20 protein-coding genes are annotated in these 15,689 nt (G+C 67.2%); 11 read left to right on the forward strand and 9 right to left on the reverse strand.

What is annotated here, in order from left to right; all coding sequences use genetic code 11:
- The coding region (locus HGG74_RS12695; protein WP_168486863.1) for a transposase at nt 1-840 on the forward strand (840 nt) is incomplete at its 5' end.
- A gap of 96 nt (nt 841-936) precedes the next feature.
- Here HGG74_RS12695 and HGG74_RS12700 read toward each other — a convergent pair.
- Complete coding sequence (locus HGG74_RS12700; protein WP_168486865.1) at nt 937-1,227, reverse strand: hypothetical protein; 291 nt, start codon at nt 1,225-1,227, stop codon at nt 937-939.
- A gap of 527 nt (nt 1,228-1,754) precedes the next feature.
- Here HGG74_RS12700 and HGG74_RS12705 point away from each other — a divergent pair.
- The 4 genes from HGG74_RS12705 to HGG74_RS12720 all read left to right on the forward strand — a co-directional run bounded on the left by HGG74_RS12705 (nt 1,755) and on the right by HGG74_RS12720 (nt 4,680).
- A complete protein-coding gene (locus HGG74_RS12705; RefSeq protein WP_168486867.1) occupies nt 1,755-2,237 on the forward strand; it encodes a GNAT family N-acetyltransferase in 483 nt (160 codons plus the stop codon).
- Between the two features lie 19 nt (nt 2,238-2,256).
- Nucleotides 2,257-2,649 carry a hypothetical protein gene (locus HGG74_RS12710; RefSeq protein ID WP_168486868.1) on the forward strand — a complete coding sequence of 131 codons (393 nt, stop codon included), beginning with the start codon at nt 2,257-2,259 and terminating at the stop codon, nt 2,647-2,649.
- On the forward strand, nt 2,633-2,788 hold the full coding sequence (locus tag HGG74_RS12715) for a hypothetical protein (RefSeq protein WP_168486870.1): 156 nt from the start codon (nt 2,633-2,635) through the stop codon (nt 2,786-2,788). Before HGG74_RS12710 ends, HGG74_RS12715 begins: the two co-directional genes overlap by 17 nt.
- Before the next feature lie 413 nt (nt 2,789-3,201).
- On the forward strand, nt 3,202-4,680 hold the full coding sequence (locus HGG74_RS12720; protein WP_168486872.1) for a DUF7793 family protein: 1,479 nt from the start codon (nt 3,202-3,204) through the stop codon (nt 4,678-4,680).
- Nucleotides 4,681-4,881: 201 nt separating this feature from the next.
- Here HGG74_RS12720 and HGG74_RS12725 read toward each other — a convergent pair whose 3' ends face one another.
- From HGG74_RS12725 to HGG74_RS12735, 3 genes are all read right to left on the reverse strand, one after another.
- A complete protein-coding gene (locus tag HGG74_RS12725) occupies nt 4,882-5,649 on the reverse strand; it encodes a cyclase family protein (RefSeq protein ID WP_168486874.1) in 768 nt (255 codons plus the stop codon).
- Nucleotides 5,650-6,625: 976 nt separating this feature from the next.
- Nucleotides 6,626-6,829 (reverse strand): cold-shock protein, encoded by a 204-nt coding sequence (locus HGG74_RS12730; RefSeq protein WP_168486876.1) that lies wholly within the window; start codon nt 6,827-6,829, stop codon nt 6,626-6,628.
- 254 nt (nt 6,830-7,083) lie between these two features.
- Nucleotides 7,084-7,605: a PGPGW domain-containing protein gene (locus tag HGG74_RS12735; RefSeq protein ID WP_168486878.1), complete on the reverse strand. Its 522-nt coding sequence runs from the start codon at nt 7,603-7,605 to the stop codon at nt 7,084-7,086.
- A gap of 314 nt (nt 7,606-7,919) precedes the next feature.
- On the opposite strand from HGG74_RS12735, the gene HGG74_RS12740 reads away from it, so the two are divergent.
- Nucleotides 7,920-8,528 (forward strand): hypothetical protein, encoded by a 609-nt coding sequence (locus HGG74_RS12740; protein ID WP_246262878.1) that lies wholly within the window; start codon nt 7,920-7,922, stop codon nt 8,526-8,528.
- 188 nt (nt 8,529-8,716) lie between these two features.
- Here HGG74_RS12740 and HGG74_RS12745 read toward each other — a convergent pair whose 3' ends face one another.
- Nucleotides 8,717-9,217, reverse strand: coding sequence for a GNAT family N-acetyltransferase (locus tag HGG74_RS12745; RefSeq protein ID WP_168486880.1), 501 nt, complete (start codon nt 9,215-9,217; stop codon nt 8,717-8,719).
- 427 nt (nt 9,218-9,644) lie between these two features.
- Between HGG74_RS12745 and HGG74_RS12750 the strand changes: the two genes are divergently transcribed.
- Nucleotides 9,645-9,974 carry a DUF6504 family protein gene (locus HGG74_RS12750; RefSeq protein WP_246262879.1) on the forward strand — a complete coding sequence of 110 codons (330 nt, stop codon included), beginning with the start codon at nt 9,645-9,647 and terminating at the stop codon, nt 9,972-9,974.
- A 786-nt stretch (nt 9,975-10,760) separates the two neighbouring features.
- Here HGG74_RS12750 and HGG74_RS12755 read toward each other — a convergent pair.
- The 3 genes from HGG74_RS12755 to HGG74_RS12765 form a co-directional block, all read right to left on the reverse strand.
- Nucleotides 10,761-10,985 carry a hypothetical protein gene (locus tag HGG74_RS12755; RefSeq protein WP_168486882.1) on the reverse strand — a complete coding sequence of 75 codons (225 nt, stop codon included), beginning with the start codon at nt 10,983-10,985 and terminating at the stop codon, nt 10,761-10,763.
- A 42-nt stretch (nt 10,986-11,027) separates the two neighbouring features.
- A complete protein-coding gene (locus tag HGG74_RS12760) occupies nt 11,028-11,765 on the reverse strand; it encodes a polysaccharide deacetylase family protein (RefSeq protein ID WP_168486884.1) in 738 nt (245 codons plus the stop codon).
- A 142-nt stretch (nt 11,766-11,907) separates the two neighbouring features.
- Nucleotides 11,908-12,564: a CPBP family glutamic-type intramembrane protease gene (locus HGG74_RS12765; RefSeq protein ID WP_168486886.1), complete on the reverse strand. Its 657-nt coding sequence runs from the start codon at nt 12,562-12,564 to the stop codon at nt 11,908-11,910.
- A 376-nt stretch (nt 12,565-12,940) separates the two neighbouring features.
- Between HGG74_RS12765 and HGG74_RS12770 the strand changes: the two genes are divergently transcribed.
- Nucleotides 12,941-13,468: a hypothetical protein gene (locus HGG74_RS12770; RefSeq protein WP_168486887.1), complete on the forward strand. Its 528-nt coding sequence runs from the start codon at nt 12,941-12,943 to the stop codon at nt 13,466-13,468.
- Nucleotides 13,469-13,544: 76 nt separating this feature from the next.
- Here the strand turns inward: HGG74_RS12770 and HGG74_RS12775 are convergent, their stop codons facing one another.
- Nucleotides 13,545-14,006, reverse strand: a complete 462-nt coding sequence (locus tag HGG74_RS12775; RefSeq protein WP_168486889.1) for an ArsI/CadI family heavy metal resistance metalloenzyme — start codon at nt 14,004-14,006, stop codon at nt 13,545-13,547.
- 77 nt (nt 14,007-14,083) lie between these two features.
- Here HGG74_RS12775 and HGG74_RS12780 point away from each other — a divergent pair, with 77 nt between their 5' ends.
- The 3 genes from HGG74_RS12780 to HGG74_RS12790 are packed head-to-tail and all read left to right on the forward strand — an operon-like array spanning nt 14,084 to nt 15,551.
- Complete coding sequence (locus HGG74_RS12780) at nt 14,084-14,443, forward strand: ArsR/SmtB family transcription factor (RefSeq protein ID WP_168486891.1); 360 nt, start codon at nt 14,084-14,086, stop codon at nt 14,441-14,443.
- On the forward strand, nt 14,440-15,153 hold the full coding sequence (locus tag HGG74_RS12785) for an aquaporin (protein WP_168486893.1): 714 nt from the start codon (nt 14,440-14,442) through the stop codon (nt 15,151-15,153). Before HGG74_RS12780 ends, HGG74_RS12785 begins: the two co-directional genes overlap by 4 nt.
- Nucleotides 15,150-15,551, forward strand: coding sequence for an arsenate reductase ArsC (locus tag HGG74_RS12790; RefSeq protein ID WP_168486895.1), 402 nt, complete (start codon nt 15,150-15,152; stop codon nt 15,549-15,551). Before HGG74_RS12785 ends, HGG74_RS12790 begins: the two co-directional genes overlap by 4 nt.
- The last annotated feature ends 138 nt before the right edge of the window (nt 15,552-15,689 follow it).

The raw sequence follows: 15,689 nt of genomic DNA on the forward strand, positions 1-15,689 counted from the left end.
GTCGCCGACCGGTGGCACCTGTGGCACGGACTGGCCGAGGCTGTGGTCAGGGAAGTCGCCGCCCACTCGGCATGCTGGGCCGGCGCGACCGGGCTGCAGGAGGGGCCCCGGGCCAGCAGCACGGCCGAGCGCTGGGCCCAGGTGCACGGGCTGCTGGACAAAGGTGTCGGCCTGTTGGACTGCTCCCGCCGGCTGAACCTGTCCCTGAACACCATCAAGCGGTACGCCCGCGCCGGCGCCCCTGAGCGCCTCCAACGCGTCCCGAAGTACCGGCCGACCCTCGTGGACCCCTACCGGGAACACCTGCGCACCCGCCGGGCAGAAGAGCCCGGGGTTCCGGTCCAGCAGCTGCTGCGGGAGATCCGCGGGCTGGGCTACCAGGGCAGCTCGAACCTGCTGCACCGGTACCTGAACCAGGGCCGCGCCGAGGACGCCCGCTCGCACCTCCCGCCCCGCCGTGCGGCCGGACTCCTACTGACCAGGCCGGACAGGCTCACCGCCGCACAGCAGGAACGCCTCGACCGGCTTGCCGCAGCCTGCCCCGAGATCACCGCGATGCTCGACCTGGTCCGAGCGTTCGCCACCCTCCTCAGGCCCGAGGAGGCGAATGCCGCCAGACTCGAGGACTGGGCCCGCGCCGCCCGTGCTGCGGACCTGCCTCACCTGCATTCCTTCGTCCGCGGACTCGAGCAGGACCACGACGCGGTCCTCGCCGCGCTCACCCAGCCTCACCACAACGGCAGAACCGAAGGCGTCAACACCAAGACCAAGATGCTCAAGCGACAGATGTATGGACGCGCCGGCTTCAACCTCCTGCGCCACCGCATCCTCCTTGCCTGACCCCGCCGCGATCCACCACCGAAAGTGCGACAGAGCCGTTAAAGGGACACCCCCAGGCAACTGGTTGTCATACTCACGGTTACCGGCGGAGTGATTTCAGGCCAGGTCCGGGAATTCGTCCAGGGTAAACCCGCATCCGCAGCGGTAGGTGCGCAGTCCGGCAGGCCGGTCCTGCACCGGCTCCTCGTCGGGCACGGAGGGCAGGATCACGAGAGGCTGGGTGATCGGGGGCGGTTCCGTTCCCAGGACCTGCATGGGTTCGCCGCAGTGGATATGCGCGGCCAGGATCCGCGTCAGGGAATCATCGGGAACGTCCCCGTCCCACGGTCCGCTGCCGGTCCCGTTTGCCGGGGCGGCGGCGGAGGCAGTGACGTCGGTTCCGCTCACCGGTTCCGCCCGTCCGTTGAGGACGCGAACACAGGAAACAGTCCCCGCATGCCGGTCTGCCTCTTCTCCGCCAGTGTCCTCGCCGGCGGAGTCCATCCTAGGCCGACGCCCCCGCCGCTCCCAAGCCGCCGGCGTGTCAGGGCGTGGCGGTTACATGGCACAGGCAGCGGCCGCTGCCCGAGATGCGCTCTTCGCGCCCAGGCGTTCGGGGCGCCCGCCCGGGCGGTGCACCGGGAACCGGCCGGCCTGCCAGAACCTGTGCACAAGCAGGGCGGCCACGACGGCCAGGGCGTCCGGGCAGCCGGGCAGCCGGTCAACGCTGTTGCCCCAGGTTGCCCCGGGCCCTGGCGTTCCGGCGCCGGTCCCTGGCTGTCGACAACCTTGAGCCCCCTGGCTAGAGTGCGGACCATGGAGTGCTTCGCAGCGGGCAGAACCCGCGCCTGAGGGAAACGGCCCGCCGGGCCGTGACCTAGGACCGCTGCCGCCGGCAGCGGTGATCCCCCGAACCCTCAGATGAAAGGCCTCCCATGGACATCCGTCCGCTCACACCCCGGGACCTGCCCGTCCTCCTTGACCTCGCGATCGAGACTTTCGGTCCGTTCTACGAAGACTCCTACCGGCCACTTGTCGGCGACACCGTCTTCCGGAACCGCCACGGCGAGTGGCGCGAGGATTACCGCAGGCATCTGGCCGCCCTCGACAATCCCGAAGCGGGCCGGTCCGCAGCGGTTGCCGAGGACGGCGGATCGATCGTCGGTTTCATCGGCTGGGTCGTGCAGCCCGACCAGGCCCACGGCGAGATCGACATAATTGCTGTCAGCCCGTCCGCGCGCCGGCGAGGGATCGGCAAGGCACTGGTCGAGCACGCAGTCGCACAACTGAAGGACTCCGGCGCCCGCGTCATATCCATTGGCACAGGCGGCGACGACTTCCACGCCGCTGCCCGCGCCCTCTACGAAGCCTTGGGCTTCACCCCGTTCCCCATCGTCAACTACACCAAGGCAGTCTGAAGGCGCCGGACACATAGCAGTGGCAGCACTGTTCGGCTTGCTGTTACTGACTCCCGGCGCAATTCCGGCCTTAACCGATCAGGAAGACTCGGCAACTGCGCTGTTCCTCTTTATACCGGCCTTGCTCGTTGCCCTGAACGCCCGAAGCCAGGAAAACTTCATTACAGCCGGGGTTCTTCTCACCCTGAGGCTTATAGCCATCGGGCTATCCCTCCTGCTCGTCCTCGCAGGGGCCTTGGTGGTACTTACACCCCAGCCAGCAGAGGGCCAGGACACAACCGGGTTTGAACCTGTCATAACGACCTATTGGTGGATCGCAATTATTCTGTCCACAGGGGCGGCTATCATCCTGCTATCTGGATATTTGAACCTGGTTGTCGGAAAGAGGGAGTTTCATGGCAAACTTGGATGAGTATGCCTTCCTCGTCATAGATACCAGTGAGGGAAAGCGCTCCTCCGAAGACCCTGACTTCGATGCTCAGGCCTACGAAGCAGACCGCCTGATGTTCATAAATCAGGGCATGCACATCGTTGAGTCCAAAAGCATCTAAGCGGTAGCGCCTTAGGTCCCGCTCGTCGCACTGCCTCATGGATTCAGGTATCTAAACGCCCGGAACAGTGCTTATGGCCACCGGAAAGATTCTTCTTTCGTGCCCGAGGCCGGCGGGCGGCCGAGGCCGGGTGCTTCGCATTCAAGGCTGGCGCCTACATATGGGAAGGTACAACGTGTGGGGGCACGGCAGCCGCGGACAAAATCCGACGCGTCCTTTCGGTGGAATTGCAGCCCCGGAGCAATCTCCCTAAACTCACTTCCAAAGTGCCGGTTTCTGTGGTTAAACCTTTTGAAGGTTTGGGTTTGCCCGTCCGGCCCGGCCAGCGCCACGGTTACCCGGCCTGACCGCAGGCCTCCACCCCGGGGAGAACGTCCTGCCGGCAACCATGGAAACAGCGAAGGGAGCCTGTTGTGCGCCGATCCGGGCCCCGCGGGGGATCCGCCGCGGACCTGCCCGGGGTGGCGATTGAGCTTGCCGACGGCGGCACCATCCGGGTGCGCTATTCAGCCGGGGTTCGCATCAGGGAACCCGAGGCGCAGCAGATCCTCTCCCGCGTGCAGGAACTGGCCGGGGGCCGGCTGCGGCCGGTGCTGGTGGAACTGGCCGGGCTTGGCTCGATCAGCGCCGCGGCGATGGCCCTGTTCGCGAACCGGCTGCCGGTGTCCCGCATGGCCCTGGTCGGAATGTCCCCGGTCGACGTGGCGGTCGCGAAGTTCTTCAGCACCGTCCACCGCCCGCCCTACCCAGTCGAATATTTCTCCTCGTCCCCGGAAGCCTTGGCCTGGCTGGGCCCGGAGTCCCGGGAGTCAGGATCCGCAGATCCCGGGCCGTCCGGCCCTGTCCCCACGTCCGCCGGCGCATACGCATCGGCCTTCCCGGACTCCGGGCCCGCGGTCCCCGGCCCGGGAGGCATACCCGGCCCCGCACGCCGGGCCAGTGGAACGTCAGGGGCCCAGGTGCCGGACCGGGACGCCGACCGGTCGCACCGGCAGGCCGCCATCCCGGAGCGGCCCACCCGCGCAGCCCGGCTCCGGAAGAAGCTGGCCGGGATGTTTACCCGCGCCGCCGCACCCGAAGCCGCCGGCGGCCGGCACCAACGCACCGGGATCGACACCCCGCCCCCGGCACGGCCCGTGAGTGCCGAAACACTCCGGCAGGTCACCGAGGCCTTCCACGGCAGGACCGGGTCCAAATCCTTCCCCAAGGCGCTGGCCGTGGCCGCCGCCCTGAACTACGACCACGCCGGCGCCTTCGCCGGGCTGCTGAGCCGGTGCCCGCCGGCCGAACGCGACCTGATCGCCACCCACCTGTACCGGCACTTCCTCCACTCCCCCCGCCAGCTCGCCCTATGGGTAAAAACCGCCGGTCACAACTACTTTTACGCCCGGGCCACGGTGGCCAACACCGGCATCGGCCGGGCCCGGGCACGGCCCGGCAGGATCAGCACCGCCCGCCGGACCGACCGCGACAGCGCCGGGTTCAATGTCGCACAGGAGGCCCGCGACGCCGTCGCCCTGATCAACGGCCTGGTCCGCTCCCACTGGCCCGGACACCTCGGCCCCGAAGCCCAGCACAATATCATCAGCCTCGCCGCCGCCCTGGCCCGGCTGCTCATCACCGAAGGCGATGACCACCCCCTGGCCGCCAGCTACCGCGAATACACCGACCTGTACGGGGTCCGCCACAGCATTGTCGAGAACGGCACGGGCCTGATCGACCTGATCCTCAAACACCCCCAAACCACCGGGCTGCTCTGCGAATACATCCAAAGCGGACGCCACAACGGCCCCGAGGGACTGCGCCGGGCCGTCCTGAACAGCTCCCGCATGCTCCGAGGACAGCGCCCCGGCACCACCGAGGGGACGGAAGGAACCCCTGGCCGGGACTGAACTCCGGCTGATCAGGGCCATTGACAAAAGCAGCCGGCACGGTGCCCGGCCATGCGTCGCTCAACTGATCCACGCAGGCATACCGATAACGGCGCATATGTTTCGTTACGTTCCAAGCCATGCCCTTCCTCCAGTGAGATCCGGTATCCCGTCAGGTAGAGCGGCCCGGCGGGTGGGCCTGGCTGAATGGTCTCTCCCGTGTCACTGGTTGCCGCCCGAGTTTGGGACCAGGCTGATCGCGCGGATCGGAGATCCCGTGCCGCCGCTCAGTCGGAGCGGGAATGCCATGAAGTAGCTGATCTCGGGGACCTCGGCAAGGTTGCAGAGGTTCTCCATGACCAGCACCCCTGCGGGGAGCAGTTCATAATGCGCGCGAAGGTCGGGGCCGGATTTGTCGCCCGGGTCGATGCTGATGCAGTCGATGCCGACGGCCTTCACGCCCTTTCCGCGGAGGTATATCGCCGCTTCGCCGGTGAGCCCCGGCCAGCCGTTCAGGTAGTCGAATCCTTCGGGCACCAGGGACCAGCGGTGCCCCCATTTCGTGTCGAACAGCACGATGTCATCACGTTCGATGGCAGTGTTTTGCGCTTCCCACTCGATGATCTCGTCAGGGCCGATGTTGTGGCTGTCGGGTTCGTAGGGGCCGAAGCTGAGTTTGACCGCACGGCCCATCAGCGCGGTCAGCGAGATCTCGTGGGTGTGGACACGCCGTTTGTCGCCGGGATCGGGCACGAAATGCGCCGGCACGTCCACGTGCGTGCCGGAATGGTCGCTCATGACGAGCTGGTTGAATTCGGCCGGGTCGGTCATCGCAGGGAACGGCAGCAGGAAGAACTTCGGGTGGGTGGGGATGGCCGGGATGCCCTGGATCAGTTCGCGGCTGAGGTCAATGATGCGGTAGGCGCTCAAAGCCTGCCGCAGCGCTTCGGCCGACGCCTGGTGCAGGTCCCGTTGGTTGTGCAGTGCCATGTGAATAACAGTGCGGCCCGCGCAGGCCAGGAATCAACGGCCAATCCGACCCAACGGGTGATGGCCGCCGCCGTACGGTCGGCCAGGACCCCGGCGACCGGCACGGCGTCCACGACGCCGAAGGCCGGCAGCGATGACCGGGCCTCCTTCGCCAGGTTCTCCGGGGCGGCCATCTGCCGGTCCATCATGTTCGTCGGCCTGAGCGCCTTCGTCTCCCTCTGCACCCGGCAGCGCACCGGCGGCAGCCCCGCCCCAGGCACCGCGGCCCTGTTCATCCTCTACATCGGCACCGTCCCCGGCGCCGCACCGGCCAACCGGTTCGGCCGCATCCGCGTGGTGCGCCGGTCCTACACCCACGACAACCCTGGCCGTCGCCGGCGTCGTCTTCATCCCCGGCCCCTTCATCTGCCCCTTCATCTGCCTCTTCATCACGCTGACCTCGGCCGGCCTGTACGTCCCGTTCTCCCTGCACGTCACGCGCGGACAGGACCATCTGCCAGGACGGGTGGGCACGGCCAGCGGCGCGGCCCTGGGCCTGGCCGTCACCATTGGCGGCCAGGCCACACCGGTGATCTGCACGCTCGCCGGCCACACGTCGCTGCAGGTGGCCCTGATGCCCCTGATCGTCCCGCCCGCCATGGAGGGCTGCTGCTCCAATCGCTCCACGAGCCCAGGAAACCGGCCACCTCCCCGGAGCGCCGCACACAGGACGCGGCCGCCAGCCGCACCGCTTCGTAAACGCGGCGGCCAACGGTCACAACCCATAGGACGGGGCACTCACCCATCGGCAACTCCTGAAAAGGGCAAACACTCCCCCACAACACGTGGACGGACAACCCCGAATCGGGAGTAGACGCCGATAAAGACGCCTATGTAACCCGGAGGCCGGCGGCTGCCTGGGCGGCGTATGCCGCTCCCCTGCAAGGTGAAGCGCCCCGGGACCTGACGGTCCCGGGGCGCTGGTTGTTCGAGTGCCTTAGAGCGGGCGGATGTTTTCGGCCTGCAGTCCCTTCGGACCCTGGGCGATGTCGAATTCGACCCGCTGGTTTTCCTCCAGGGAGCGGTAGCCGCTTGAAGCGATGGCCGAAAAGTGTGCGAACACATCCGGCCCGTTGTCGTCCTGACTGATGAACCCGAAGCCCTTTTCGGCGTTGAACCATTTGACGGTGCCTGTTGCCATGCTGATTTTTTCCTTCTGGGCGGCAGCGCCGGCTCCCCCGTCGGGAACCTGCCCGCGGGCGTCCTCTCACACCCTAGGCGGGCGGTGGACCGGGCGGCAAGACCGGCAGGCCATCATGGCCGCTCTCAAGGTCTTCGAACGAAAGATCGCCCCTTGGCGGGAATGAGGTTAATGAAGGCCGATGACAGCGCTTCTGTATCTTCAAGCCGGGGAAGTTCTGATGGACCGGTTGCCTCGTGGCCGGTCCCGCTGGTTCACGGTTCGTTTGTGCCCTTAGCTGTCATGTCTTTGCCTTTGGGAGGCGCCGTCCCGCTCCCCGTAACCTTGGCCAGGTTTGGCGGCCGCCGGAATCTGCGGTAGCTATAGGTGATCAGGGCAAGAGCTATCAGTCCGGATGCAATCAGGACCGATCCCGTGCCCCACCCGCCGGGAAGCCACCACTGATCACCGATCGCCCACCAGCCGGGTTTCGGCGGCCGAAGCCCCCAGAGCAGACCGGCGGCGATGACCATGGTGCCGCCGGTGATACTGGCAAGGATACGGGGCCAAGTACGCACGCCCTTAACCGCCATCCTGAGTGCTTTCGCTTTCACTGGAACGAGAAGCCGTTTCGCCCATGAATATTGCAGGGACAGCACCAACAGTCCGCCCATCAGGGCCAGCAGGCCCGGACCGGGCAGTACAAGAGCGGCGAGCCCGGCGGCGACGAGCAACCAGCCGAGCACTTCGATGCCTGCTCTTCTCAGCCAGGGCGGGGTGCTGCCTGCCCCCATCATGTGACCCATCCTCGCACAGCGGATTCACCACCTCCATGGGAACTCCTGTACGTTCCGTTTCGCCTGCTCCCCATACTGCCTGCCCTTCTCCTGAAAAGTCTCCGCCGATGGCTGTCACGGCCTGGCAGCAACCCCCGGGCACCTTCCGTCCTGCTGCCCTTTGGTCTAGGTTGGACTGACCCGACACCACCGCAGGCCCGGTCCCCGGTCCGCTGTTTCCTTCCCACCCATACGTCCACGCCCGCCGGGCCGGACAGCCCGGCGTTCACGGCCATTGAGCCATCATCCGGTAACCCACCCTGCAGGAGAAGACAATGTCAGGAAACCTCATCGCACGCTCCATCCATGACCTCACCGCAGGTGCGTGGTTCGGCGGCTCCCTGATGGGCGCCGTTGGCCTCAACGGTGCCGCCGCCGAGGCCACCGACCCGCAGGAACGGACCCGCCTGTCCAGCATCGGCTGGAACAAATGGGCTCCGGTCCAGACGGCGGCCTTCGCGGCCCACATCGTGGCCGGGATACCGCTCACGCTGGGCAACAAGGAGCGTCTGGCCGCCCAGCACGGCGTCCTGCGCCTGACGGTTTACAAGAGCGTCGTCACCCTCCTCGGGGCGGCGGTGACCCTGTATGCGGGCCTGGTCGGCCAGAAGGTCGCCAAGCTCTCACACGAAGGGGCGCAGGGTGCCACCGAGCCGGGGGCGGGATCCTCCGAGGAGCTGGCGAAGGCCCAAAAACAGCTGAAGATGCTGCAGTGGGCCGTTCCCTTCTTCGCCGGATGGGTCATCATCCTCGGCGCCAAGCAGGGCGAGATGCAGCGGGTCGAGAACGTGGCCCTGGGCCTGAAGAAGCAGCAGCGAGCTGCCGGCCCGATGAAGATGGCCGGGCTGCGGCAGTTTGGGACCCGTATCGGGACTCGCGCGTGAGTGCCCGGATGCGCCTCGGGAACACCAAAGCCTGACTGCGGAACCTGGCCGCTTCCGCCCGGCCAAGGTCCGGCACGGCCTGCTTCCCAACTTGGGATCCAGGCCGTGACGGATGCCGGAACTGTGCCCGGAACACCTGTCCCGGCATCCCGGGCATTGCCGGCCTCCGCGGAAATTTTCAGACAGCGTCAGGTCTGGTCCGGGCGGGTTTTCCGCCAGAGCCACGCCTGCTGTGTCTGATCGTTGGGAACAATACCCTGGCAGACGAAGCCGGCCTTCATGAGGACAGTCGCGGAAGCGTTGGTGCGTGGCAGGGTGCGGGCCTCGACCACTGCCACGTCGACCGTCCTGAAGGCGCGGTCGACGAGCTGACGGGCGGCAGCGGTGGCGTATCCCTGCCCGCGGAAGCCGGGGGCGATCTCATAGCCGATCTCGACTGTCCCGTCCTGGGGCGGGCCCTTGTAGCCGCCGGAACCAACCAGGACGCCAGCCTCCCGATTGAGAAAGTAGTACATCCACCACCCGGCCTGGCCCGGATGCTCCTGGAGCGCTTTGAGCGTGAACTCGATGACCCGCGGATACTCGGGCCAGCCGGCCGGGATACTGACACCCAGCACAGACGCCAGGGCCTCCGGGCCGCCGTGCAGGTAGGCGTCCAAATCATCCGGCGTAGCTGCTCTAAGCTGCATCTGCTGTGCCCACCGCTCCTTCCGCAGCAGTCCATGAGTGCATCTCTGCCTCAGCGTCGTGGGGCAAGGTTCGGGAGCACGCGGACCGGCACGGCAGCACCGGCCCGTAATCACGATACCGACCCGCCCAAATACGGATAACAGCGTATGTGACCATTTACTTCCATCAGCGTGTCTCTCGCAGCCACCATTCGAATATATGTTCTATTCTTGGGATATGGACCGGAGTCGCCGGCAGCCATGGCAGCCCGTAATGCACGGCGGGCCGAGCCCTTGTCGCTGACCCCGGAGGAACTGGAATTCGGGCATCAGCGATGGAGGCTTCCTGGCAGGACGGAAGGATCCGGCGGTCGACCTGGGAGCGGGCCTCCGCGGCATGCCAGGCCGCACCGGTGGCCCGCGCGGCCCGGTATTGAAAGGACAGGGCATGACAATGACGGCAATGATGCAGGAAACGACGACGGCGGCACTGGATGAGCCTGCCGAGATCCGCTTCGGTGCCCGGGGCGAGCCGCTAGCGGTACGCTGGCGGGACCGGGTCTGGCCGGTGGCTGGCGAGGTACAGCACTGGTTCGGCCGCAGGCCCTGGTGGAAGGCCGGCCTGCCCGGGGGACGGGGCCGGGCCAGCCTGGTCGAGACCGAGTTCTGGCGTCTGCCGGTGCGCGCCGCCGCGACGTCCCCGCTGCGAACCCTGGAGCTGTGCCGGGACCCCCGCACCGAGGGCTGGCGCTTGGCCAAGGTGACCGACGCCGCCTGAGCGCCCGGACCGAAGGCCGGCAGTATCTGTCCGGCCGGGAGCGGCGGGAGCGGCCGGATCCCACCGGTGCGCCTGTACTTTGGACAACTTGGAGCAAGGAGCAGCCGATACCTCAGGGATTGCAGCAGTCATCATCGTCCTCGCGGCGGCCGTCCTGCCGATCGCCGCTACCTCGCTGAGGAGGCGGCCGCGGCGGAGGTATGCGAGCACCGTGGTGGTCTTTCCCGGCATCCGCATCCGCGCCGCTGACGGGAAGGTGCCGGATCGTTATGCCGGGCGGGAACAGCACCAGAGACATCAACCCGTCATCATCGCGGTTCCTGGCAACGGTGGGTGATACGACCTACTACCTCGGCCTGCCTAGGGAAAACAGCGGTCGGGAAGCCTGCCTGGTGGTCGAGTTTGGCGGGCAGACCGCCAGCGGCCGCAGAGGGTACCTGGAGGGCGGGTCAGGGCCCGGCCTGAAAACGGCTGCCGGTCGAGCCATGCTGGTCCCCCAAGGTTTCGACACCTTAGATCTGGTGGGCCAAGGGTGGGAAGCCGTCCACCCCGACCTTCTGGTCCGGTGGTAACTGTCGCTTTCGACAGGAGGTGCCTCATATAGAACCTTTTGCATATTTAGGGGCTGCCGGCGGAAGAGTTGTGCAGGCGACTGAAGGATTCGAACGTTACCGCTGCCAGACTTCCCAAGAGGCGCAGGTCATCCTGGCAGGACGAGCAACGTGCCGCGCCGCGCCGACACCACTGGGTTTTGGCGCAGCCCGTGCCCGGCGGGTCCCGGCCTGCCTATTCCGCGCCCTCCAGTTTGGCGAGGACCTCCCCGAGATCGGCCAGCAACTGCCGCGCCTGTTCCACGGTGAGGTTCTCCTCCACGTCCACGTGGACCGTCGTCACGCCGTCCTCCCAGCTGGTGGTGACCAGTCCGGCGGCGGGGCCGAGATAACGGCTGTTGCCCGGTGCTGCAGGATCGGGGACCTGGACGAAGTCCTTCGGCGGGGTGTTACTGGTCATGGGATGCATCCTGCCTCGTCGCCTCCAGGGATGCCGCCCAGCCTAGCAAGGCAGCCGTTGGGGCAACATCACCGGGCTCGTGACCACTGAGCCTTCGTTGTCATTGCCGCGCCAGGCCCGGCACAGCTTCAGTCCGCGGCGGGCCAGCTTGGCTTTGATCTTGCTGATGGCATCCGGGGCGAAGCCGTTCCACTGCATGTGCATCAGGACGGTGCCGCCGCGGGTGGCGATTTTCGCCGCCGTCGCGACCACCTGCGCCTTGGTCTTGCCCCTCGTGTCGTAGGTGCCCCTGGTCCACAGCCACGGCGTCATGCCCGCCTTGGCGTAGCCGCAGCGCACGGTGTCATTGATGCGCCCGTACGGCGGCCGCCCGAAATTCGTCACGACGCCGGGGGCGCCAAGTTCGCGGGCGACCTCGTCGCAGCTGAGCTCCTTCATATCCGGGCGGTGGTTGATGCTGTGGTTGATCACGTACTGGCCGTACGCGCGGGCCAGCACGGCGAGGTCCGTGCCGTAGTTTTTCCGGTACTTTTCCAGGCACCGGCCGCTGGGGGCGAGCACCAGTCCGATGTTCTTCTTCTTCGCATAGTCCAGCACCTTCACGTAGGACACCAAGGTCCTGGGGCAGTCGTCGTAGGTGAGGACCACCCGGCTGGTGTGGTTGGGACCGCGTGCCTCGCTTTTGGTCCACGGGACGGCGGCCTGGGCATCGGGCGCGATGCCTGTCGCGGTCAGACATACGGCAGTGGCCAGGACGATCAGAATCCGGTGGATACGCATAGCGCTGCCCCTTCCCCCTTGGGCCGCGCTACGGGAGCCCTGGCTGCGGTCACCCGATCCGCGCGACTACCCGGAGTATGAGGCAGATACCTTGGGGAAAGCCCGGAAGGCCATCCTCAGAACAAAAACCGGGGGCGCCGTCTCAGGATCGCGCCGGTTCGCTCTGTCCAGCCCGGATGCCCCGCACGTGCCCCAGGTGGGTAGCCATGGTGGACGACGGCAGGTCCGAGCAGGCTGCTGCCGTCATGACCTCCCACCTTTGCCACGTGCGCGGCCTGTGGGCCGGGTACGCCGAAGCCGGTCCGGCGGCCAGTGCCGCCAGCAGCACGATGATGGCGGCGATCTGCTGCCACTCGCCCTCGAACACGCCCAGCTTTGCGGCGCCGGAAGCATTGAAGGAGGCATGCAGCAACGCCACGATGAGGACGCTTCCGCCGGTGCCCGGATAAGTAATGCCCGCCAGGCACCGGAAGGCGGGGGCCACCAGGAACAGCACCGCCCGGTTCACCAGCACGTCCTGCAGGGGCCTGCCGGTGAACCCTTGGTCCGCGAAGGCCAGGGGCAGGTGGATCAGGGCGAAGGGACCGGCGGCCAGCAGCGAACCGGCCAGCAGGCCCCGCCTGCGCATGAGCCGGCGCTGCACGAGGCCGGTCCAGGCCAGCTCTTCCCAGATATTGGCCAGGGCGGCCCCGAACACGATGGTAGTGAAAAGGTAGTTCCCGATGACGGCCGCCCATCCTGCCCCGGGCTGGCGGAAGGTGCCCGTCAGGAGGGCGATCAGCAGGGTCAGCACCGGCACGGCCGCCGGCGGCGGCCGCGACCAGGACCGCGGCGCCGGGCAGGATCACCAGTTCCGCCAGGAGCCCGGGAGTGACGTTGCCCAGCAGCAGGATCGACAGGACCCTGTGCCGCCCAGGTCAGCGTGATAGCAATGACCACCAAGGCGGCCACCGGATGGTCCGCCGGCCGAAGGGAAGATCACCGGTTCCGGGCCAAGCTGGCTGGCGTTCCACGGATCCGGACAGGCCCGCCGGCCGGATCCGGGCCGTGTTCCTCGTCCATTTGGACATGGTCCGATGCAGCGGCTACGACCGAACAGGATCCGCGGCCGGCAGCGGATCGGTAACGTCATGACTGACAAACCCACCGGCTGAATTGTTAGGGGCTGCTTTCCTGTGGACGTATTGGCCGCCATCAGCATCGACGGGCTCCGGAACATTAGCTGGATCCTGGCGCTGTCGGTTGGTTTGTCGCTGTACCTGTGGCATCCACGAAAGCTCCACTGGGCGGCGCTCGGTGCCGTGGCCGTGTTCATCGCCGCCAGCCTCGCCTCGGGGATCTACGTGCTGGCGCACCGCAGTGATCCACGCTGGTCAGCCGGCAGTCCGCTCTCCGCCCCGTCGCTGTCCGGTACCCCCCTGGTCGGAGAGTACCTGGAACCGCTGGACGCCCTCATGCACAGCGTGGTGGGCGGGGTCAATGACCTCAGGGACTTTCAGCAGGCCATGGCCGTCGCCCTGGACTTCTTCACCATGGCAGGATGGGGCTGCCTGGCCGCGGTTCCGGTAGCGCTGTTCGCCCTGGCCGCCAGTTACCTCGACCAAAAACGGCGGAAAGCCGAACTCACACGGTACAAAAGCACCGTCGAAGATCTCCAGCAGCAACTCACCGATCTCAAGAGATTCGTGAACTACCCGGAGTGAAGGGGCAGCCCATTCCCGGACCGCATTCGGCGGATCCCCCTGTCTCCCGGTCCCGGCCGGGAGGCCCAGCGATGTATCAGCAGCAGGCGCCGGCACCTGCCGGGGTCTCTGATGCCCCGGTGGTGCAGCATCCCACGGCTTCATCCTCCGTGGTTTCGGCGGAGAAGGTGGGACTGTCGGCCAGGACGGTATAGATCTCCCACTGCTCGCCGTCCGGGGTGTTCTGCACCCAGAACTTGTCCTGCTTCGCGTAGCAGCAGGTGCCCCCGCGCTCGTCGGCGGTGGCGAGGCCATGCTCGGCCAGCCGGGCCTGTTCGGCGTCGACGGCGTTGCTGTCCTGGACCTCCACGCCCAGGTGGTTGAGCGATCCGCCCTTGCCGGGGTTCTCGATGAGCACAAGCTTGAGCGGCGGCTGGGCCACGGCGAAATTGGCATACCCGGGCCGGCGCTTGGCCGGTCCGGTACCGAAGAGCCGGGAGTAGAACGCGACCGACTGCTCGAGGTCATCAACGTTGAGGGCGAGCTGCAGGCGGGACATGGCGGCCTCCTAAAGATAGATGGTTGTCTATATATCGGAGCTTGCCACTGGATATTGACCTCTGTCAATATTTATCCATGTCTAAATCCTTGATTGAGCTGACCCCGGTGGAAGCCGTGGCGTGCTGCACGCCGATGACCCGGGAGCCGATGACCGGCGCCCAGGCCGAGCGGGTCTCCGCGCTGCTGAAGGCCCTGGCGGACCCGGTCCGGCTGCAGCTGCTCTCGCTCGTGGCCTCCCACGAGGGCGGGGAAGCGTGCGTGTGCGACCTGTCCGAGGCCTTCGACCTGTCCCAGCCCACGATCAGCCACCACCTGAAGGTGCTGCACCAGAGCGGGCTGCTGGACCGCAGCAAGCGGGGCGTCTGGGTGTACTACAAGGTCCGGGCCGATGTGCTGGACTCGCTGGGGAAGCTGATCTCCAGCGCGGGCGCATGAGGGGCCTCGCCCGGCGGGCCCTGGCCGAACTGGTCGGGACCGCCCTGCTGGTGGCCACCGTGGTGGGATCGGGCATCGCCGCCTCCCGGTTGTCCCCGGACGACACGGGCCTGCAGCTGCTGGAGAACGCCCTGGCCACCGGCGCCGTCCTGGTGGCCCTGATCATCGCCTTCCAGCCTGTCTCCGCCGCCTTCAACCCGGTGGTCACCCTCGTGGAACGCTGGCTCGGCGCCATCAGCTGGCGCGAAGCCGGGGCGCTGATTGCCGCCCAGATCCTCGGGGGAACACTCGGCACGCTGCTGGCCAACCTGATGTTCGACCTGCCCGCCGCCACCATCTCCACCCACCAGCGCACCGGTGCCGGACTGTGGCTGGCCGAGGTGGTGGCCACGGTCGGGCTGCTGCTGGTGATCTTCGGTACGGCCCGCACCGGGCGCAAGGACATGGTCGCCGTCGCGGTCGGCGGCTACATCACCGCCGCCTACTGGTTCACCAGCTCCACCAGCTTCGCCAACCCGGCCGTCACCGTGGCGCGGATGTTCTCCGACACCTTCGCCGGCATCTCCCCGGCGTCGGTCCTGCCCTTCGTCGCCATGCAGCTGGTGGGCGGGGTCCTCGCGGCCGTGCTCATCCGCCTGCTCTACCCCCATGCCGCCGAGGCGGCGGCCGAGATCACCACTGAAAACACCAGCAAAGGACAAGCCCGATGACCAGCCAGCCCACAGTGCTCTTCGTCTGCGTCCACAACGCCGGCCGCTCCCAGATGGCCGCCGGCTACCTCCGGCATCTGGCCGGCGACCGCATCACGGTCCTGTCTGCCGGTTCCGCTCCCGGTGACAAGGTGAACCCGGTTGCCGTGCAGGCCATGGCTGAGGAAGGCATCGACATCAGCCAGGCCGTGCCCCGGATCCTCACCACCGGAGCCGTGCAGGAGTCTGACGTCGTCATCACCATGGGCTGCGGCGACGCCTGCCCGTACTTCCCGGGCAAGCGGTACGAGGACTGGGTCCTGGAGGACCCCGCTGGGCAGGGCATCGAAATGGTCCGGGGCGTCCGGGACGAGATCAAAAAGCGCGTCCAGACGCTCGTCCAGGAGCTGGCCGGGTAGGTTCCCGGCCCGCGCGGGAATACCTTGGGCCGTGTATGGTTTGAGCGGCTGGAACCGGACACCCAATGCCGGTTCACCCAACCCTGAGGAGTTTGAACCCCGTTATGGCTACCGATTACGACGCCCCGCGCACCCGGG

It is taken from the genome of Arthrobacter mobilis, from assembly GCF_012395835.1.
Taxonomy (GTDB): domain Bacteria; phylum Actinomycetota; class Actinomycetes; order Actinomycetales; family Micrococcaceae; genus Crystallibacter; species Crystallibacter mobilis.

Excerpts from the sequence above, each read along its gene's own strand:
- HGG74_RS12750 (WP_246262879.1), top strand. The coding sequence starts at position 9,645 with ATGACAATGACGGCAATGATGCAGGAAACGACGACGGCGGCACTGGAT.
- HGG74_RS12715 (WP_168486870.1), top strand. The coding sequence starts at position 2,633 with ATGGCAAACTTGGATGAGTATGCCTTCCTCGTCATAGATACCAGTGAG.
- HGG74_RS12760 (WP_168486884.1), bottom strand. The coding sequence starts at position 11,765 with ATGCGTATCCACCGGATTCTGATCGTCCTGGCCACTGCCGTATGTCTG.
- HGG74_RS12790 (WP_168486895.1), top strand. The coding sequence starts at position 15,150 with ATGACCAGCCAGCCCACAGTGCTCTTCGTCTGCGTCCACAACGCCGGC.
- HGG74_RS12735 (WP_168486878.1), bottom strand. The coding sequence starts at position 7,605 with ATGATGGGGGCAGGCAGCACCCCGCCCTGGCTGAGAAGAGCAGGCATC.
- HGG74_RS12775 (WP_168486889.1), bottom strand. The coding sequence starts at position 14,006 with ATGTCCCGCCTGCAGCTCGCCCTCAACGTTGATGACCTCGAGCAGTCG.
- HGG74_RS12785 (WP_168486893.1), top strand. The coding sequence starts at position 14,440 with ATGAGGGGCCTCGCCCGGCGGGCCCTGGCCGAACTGGTCGGGACCGCC.
- HGG74_RS12725 (WP_168486874.1), bottom strand. The coding sequence starts at position 5,649 with ATGGCACTGCACAACCAACGGGACCTGCACCAGGCGTCGGCCGAAGCG.
- HGG74_RS12755 (WP_168486882.1), bottom strand. The coding sequence starts at position 10,985 with ATGACCAGTAACACCCCGCCGAAGGACTTCGTCCAGGTCCCCGATCCT.
- HGG74_RS12705 (WP_168486867.1), top strand. The coding sequence starts at position 1,755 with ATGGACATCCGTCCGCTCACACCCCGGGACCTGCCCGTCCTCCTTGAC.
- HGG74_RS12730 (WP_168486876.1), bottom strand. The coding sequence starts at position 6,829 with ATGGCAACAGGCACCGTCAAATGGTTCAACGCCGAAAAGGGCTTCGGG.
- HGG74_RS12740 (WP_246262878.1), top strand. The coding sequence starts at position 7,920 with ATGTCAGGAAACCTCATCGCACGCTCCATCCATGACCTCACCGCAGGT.
- HGG74_RS12745 (WP_168486880.1), bottom strand. The coding sequence starts at position 9,217 with ATGCAGCTTAGAGCAGCTACGCCGGATGATTTGGACGCCTACCTGCAC.
- HGG74_RS12780 (WP_168486891.1), top strand. The coding sequence starts at position 14,084 with ATGTCTAAATCCTTGATTGAGCTGACCCCGGTGGAAGCCGTGGCGTGC.